We start from the raw sequence: 4,756 nt of genomic DNA, 5'->3' as shown, positions 1-4,756 counted from the left end.
GTGCGCCTCAACAAGCGCTTGGCCGAATTGGGCCATTGTTCGCGCCGTGAGGCCGACGAGTGGATCGCGCGCGGTTGGGTGCGGGTCAACGGGCAGGTGGCCGAAATGGGCCTGACGGTGGCGCCGGGCGACCGCATCGAGGTGGCGCCGCAGGCCGCCGCGCAGCAGGAGGCCCGCGTCACCATCCTCCTGCACAAACCGGTGGGTTACGTGAGCGGTTTGCCCGAGGACGGGCACCAAAGTGCGGCGGTGCTGGTCAAGCCGCAGACCCGCTGGCGCGAAGACCGCGCGGCCCGCCGTTTCGAGGCCGGCCACAGCCGCGGGCTGGCGCCGGCCGGGCGGCTGGACATCGACTCCACCGGCCTGCTGGTGCTGACCCAGGACGGGCGCGTGGCCAAGGCCCTGATCGGCGAAGACTCCCCCGTGGACAAGGAGTACTTGGTGCGGGTGCAGTGGGCGCCGAACGGCCCCAAGGGCGCGGGCGTGGTGGCGCAGGACGTGCAGTCGGTGTTCCCGCCCGAGGGTCTGCAGCGCCTGCGCCACGGCCTGAGCCTGGACGGCGAGGCCCTCAAGCCCGCGCAGGTGGACTGGCAAAACCCGGAGCAGTTGCGCTTTGTGCTGCGCGAAGGCAAGAAGCGCCAGATCCGCCGCATGTGCGAGCTGGTGGGCCTGCACGTGGTGGGCTTGAAGCGCATCCGCATCGGGCGGGTGGCGCTGGGCCAGTTGCCGGTGGGGCAGTGGCGCTACCTGGGCGAGCACGAGCGGTTCTGAGCGCGGTCTGCGGCCCCTTGAAGGGGGCACACCCGGCCCCACATATTGGTACTGTGTCGCGGGGCGGTGTCTGCTTGCAGACGACTCCCGCGGTCCATGCGCCGTTTTCGCCCGTTCCGATTTCATTCCATCATGAGCCAACACCACGCATTCCAGGCCGAAGTCGCCCAGCTGCTGCACCTCGTCACCCACGCGCTGTACTCGAACAAGGAAATCTTCCTGCGCGAGCTGGTCTCCAACGCCTCCGACGCCTGTGACAAGCTGCGCTTCGAGGCGCTGAACAACACCGCCCTGTACGAAGACGCGCCCAACCTCGAGGTGCGCGTGGCCTTCGACTCAGACGCCAAGACGCTGACCATCACCGACAACGGCATTGGTATGAGCGAGCAGGAGGCCATTGACCACCTGGGCACCATTGCCAAGAGCGGCACCAAAGACTTCATGAGCCGCCTGAGCGGTGACCAGAAGAAAGACGCGCAGCTGATCGGTCAGTTCGGCGTGGGCTTTTATTCCGGCTTCATCGTGGCCGACAAGATCACGGTCGAGTCCCGCCGCGCCGGCCTCAAGGCCGAAGAAGGCGTGCGCTGGGTCAGCGGTGGTTCGGGCGATTTCGAGACCGAAACCATCACCCGCGCTGCACGCGGCACCAGCATCATCCTGCACCTGCGTGACGACGCCACCGAGTATCTGAACCGATGGAAGCTCAAGCAAATCATCGGCAAGTACTCCGACCACATCAGCCTGCCCATCCTGATGCAGAAGGAGGAGTGGGACAAGGACAAGTCTGAGTACGTGCTGCAGGACGAGTGGGAAGCCGTCAACAGCGCCAGCGCCCTGTGGACGCGCGCCAAAAAAGACATTTCTGACGAGCAGTACACCGACTTCTACAAGGCCATCAGCCACGACCAGGCCGACCCGCTGAGCTGGAGCCACCACCGCGTGGAAGGCAGCACCGAATACACCCAGCTGCTCTACATCCCGGCCCAGGCGCCGCACGACCTGTGGAACCGCGACAAGAAGGCCGGCGTCAAGCTCTACGTCAAGCGCGTGTTCATCATGGACGAGGCCGAGGCGCTGATGCCGACCTACCTGCGCTGGGTCAAGGGCGTGATCGATTCCGCCGACCTGCCGCTGAACGTGAGCCGCGAACTGCTGCAGGAAAGCCGCGACGTGAAGGCCATCCGCGAAGGCAACACCCGCCGCGTGCTGGCCATGCTGGAAGACCTGGCCAAAAAAGACCAGCTGCCCACTGAAAACGCCGACGGCGTGACCGACGTCCTGAGCGCCGAAGAGAAAGCCGAAGCCGAGCAAATGGCCGGCAAGTACAGCGCCTTTTACGCCGAATTTGGCGCGGTGCTGAAAGAAGGCCTGGGCGAAGACTTTGCCAACAAGGACAGGATCGCCAAGCTGCTGCGCTTCGCCTCCACCCAGAGCGACGCCGTGGCCGTGGGCTTTGCCGACTACAAGGCGCGCATGAAAGAGGGCCAGGAGGCCATCTACTACATCACCGCCGACACCCTGGCCGCCGCCAAGAGCAGCCCGCAGCTGGAGGTGTTCAAGAAGAAGGGCATCGAAGTGCTGCTGATGATCGACCGCGTGGACGAATGGGCGCTGTCCTTCCTGCACGCCTTCGACGGCACGCCGCTGCAATCGGTGGCCAAGGGCGGCGTGGACCTGGGCAAGCTGCAAGACGAAGAGGAAAAGAAAGCCGCCGAGCAGGCCGCCGAAACCTTCAAGCCCTTGCTGGAAAAACTCAAAGCGTCTTTGAAGGACAAGGCCCAGGACGTGCGCGTGACCACCCGCCTTGTGGACTCGCCCGCCTGTTTGGTGTCCGACGACCACGGCATGAGCACCCAACTGGCGCGCATGCTCAAGCAGGCCGGCCAGGCCGTGCCCGACATGAAGCCCATCCTGGAAGTGAACGCCGACCACGCGCTGGTGAAAAAGCTCGACGGCTCGGCCCATTTCGACGACCTGGCCCACATCCTGTTCGACCAGGCGCTGCTGGCCGAAGGCGGCCTGCCTGAAGACCCGGCCGCCTACGTCAAGCGCGTCAACGCCTTGCTGGTGTAAACCCACTGGGCGAGGGCCCGCCTGGCCCTATGATGCAAACCGTTCACACCGTTGGGGTGTGGGCGGTTTTTTTCATTCGGGGTGCACATGCTCAGCCTTCAGTCGCTTTGGGCGCAGTACTGGTCCCTGCCGGTCATCGAGGTCAATCTGCTGGTGTTCGCCAACCTGCTGGGGGCCTTGTTGCTGGGCCTGGTGGTGGGCTACGAGCGCAGCTACCACAGCCGCGCGGCGGGCATGCGCACCTACGGCATCGTCTGCATGGCCGCGTGCGCGCTCACGGTGTTCGCCGGCTACCCCGAGTTCTGGTGGGGGCGGGCCCACACCCTGGCGGTGGACGCGATCGACGTGACCCGGGTGGTGCAGGGCATCGTCACCGGCATCGGCTTTCTGGGTGCGGGTGTGATCATGCGCGATGGGCTGAACATCAGCGGCCTGACCACCGCCGCGTCCATCTGGGCCACGGCCGGCATCGGCGTGCTGGTGGGGGTGGGTTTTTACGCCGCGGCCATGTTGCTCACGGTGCTGTCGGCGGCGCTGATGCTGTGGGGCGCCAAGCTGGAGGCGCGCCTGCCGGCGCTGTCCGCTCTGGGCGTGGTGCTGGGGTTTGCCGAGGGCGTGGAGCCGGACGAGGCGGTTGTGCGCCAGACCCTGCGCGATTGCGGCTACCAGCTGGCCGAAGGTTCGCTCACCATCGCCTGGTCCGGGGCTCAGGCCACCTGGCATTTCGTCATGGTGGCGCGCCGGGCCCGCCCGCCCGGCGACTCGCTGGTGGCCTTGTCGCAGGCCTTGCGCCGGGTGCCGGGGGTGAGCCAGCTCAACCTGGCGCACGCGCGCAACTGAAGCCGGCCCCGCTCACTCCAGCGTGGCCGCGAATTCGATGATGGCGCGGTGGTCCGGCGGCAGCACGGTGTATTTGATGCCTTCGCGGTTGAGCAGCGCGCGCATGTCGCTGTCGATCTGCCGCGCCTGCGCCTCGTCCTGGAAGCGGCCGCTGCGCACATAGGGCTTGTCGGGGTCGCGCTGGACCAGTACGTTGACGTTGTTGAACTGCCGGTACCAGGCCAGGATCTGCTGGCGCGTTTTTTCGACGTCGCAGACGTTGTCCGGGTAGCTGGTGTTGTAGTACAGCAGCTGCGGCAGCGCGCCTTCGGTGACGAGGAACTGCACCTGGCCGTCGAGCACCTCGATCATGCGGTACTGCTGCAGTGCGATGCCGTACTGGTTGCGCAGGGCTTCGGTGTCGCGCTGCCAGACCAGGGCCTTGGCCACGTCGGGGATGGTCTCGACCGATTTGTGCCGCAGGTGCAGCTTGAGCACGATGGCCGAGGAGTACAGCGATTTGTCACAGCCCGGCCCGCCGATGATGTTGACGACCTTGGTCGGGTAGAGCCGCAATTTGTTTTCGGGCAACTGGGGGGCCACGTAGCCGGCGATGGTGCTCATGGGGCGTCTCCTGGTGCGCGAGCGCGCGGCTTCATGCTACCAAAGGATGGGCCTGCATGGCCTCCACCTGGTCGTGCAGGGTGCGGGCCTGTTCCTGCCAGTAGGCGTCGCTGCCGAACCAGGGGAAGTGGATGGGGAAGGTCGGATCGCTCCAGCGCCGTGCCAGCCAGGCGCTGTAGTGCAACAGGCGCAGGGTGCGCAGCGGTTCGATCAGGGCCAGTTCGCGTCGGTCGAAGTCGCGCAGGGTCTCGTAGCCGTCCAGCAGGGCGCCGAGCTGGCGCTGCTGCTGAGTGCGGTCGCCGCTGAGCAGCATCCACAGGTCCTGCACCGCGGGGCCGGTGCGGGCGTCGTCCAGGTCGACGAAGTGCGGCCCGGCGCCGGGCCGGTCGGCCGGCGTCCACAGGATGTTGCCGGGGTGGCAGTCGCCGTGCAGGCGCAACTGGAGCGCAGGGGTGGCGGCCAGTGCCTG

The 4,756-nt window shown here is 66.5% G+C and carries 5 protein-coding genes; 3 read left to right on the top strand and 2 right to left on the bottom strand.

Going from position 1 to position 4,756, the window contains the following annotated elements:
• The 3 genes from CON77_RS14800 to CON77_RS14790 all read left to right on the top strand — a co-directional run bounded on the left by CON77_RS14800 (position 1) and on the right by CON77_RS14790 (position 3,684).
• Positions 1 to 771 (top strand): pseudouridine synthase, encoded by a 771-nt coding sequence (locus CON77_RS14800; RefSeq protein ID WP_101050372.1) that lies wholly within the window; start codon positions 1 to 3, stop codon positions 769 to 771.
• A gap of 132 nt (positions 772 to 903) precedes the next feature.
• Entirely contained in the window at positions 904 to 2,844 is a 1,941-nt protein-coding gene (gene htpG / locus CON77_RS14795) for a molecular chaperone HtpG (RefSeq protein ID WP_101050370.1), read from the top strand.
• A gap of 87 nt (positions 2,845 to 2,931) precedes the next feature.
• A complete protein-coding gene (locus tag CON77_RS14790; protein ID WP_101050368.1) occupies positions 2,932 to 3,684 on the top strand; it encodes an MgtC/SapB family protein in 753 nt (250 codons plus the stop codon).
• A gap of 12 nt (positions 3,685 to 3,696) precedes the next feature.
• Here CON77_RS14790 and CON77_RS14785 read toward each other — a convergent pair whose 3' ends face one another.
• Both CON77_RS14785 and CON77_RS14780 read right to left on the bottom strand, forming a co-directional pair.
• The gene (locus tag CON77_RS14785) at positions 3,697 to 4,287 is read right to left on the bottom strand and encodes a DEAD/DEAH box helicase family protein (RefSeq protein ID WP_101050366.1); all 591 of its coding nucleotides are present in this window, start codon (positions 4,285 to 4,287) and stop codon (positions 3,697 to 3,699) included.
• Between the two features lie 31 nt (positions 4,288 to 4,318).
• On the bottom strand, positions 4,319 to 4,756 hold a 438-nt coding region (locus CON77_RS14780), incomplete at its 5' end, for a serine/threonine protein kinase (protein ID WP_101050364.1).

The organism is Macromonas nakdongensis, assembly GCF_002837145.1.
Taxonomy (GTDB): Bacteria; Pseudomonadota; Gammaproteobacteria; order Burkholderiales; family Burkholderiaceae_C; genus Macromonas_B; species Macromonas_B nakdongensis.
Note: the sequence above shows the minus strand (reverse complement) of the source record. Positions and strands in the feature narration are given on the sequence as shown.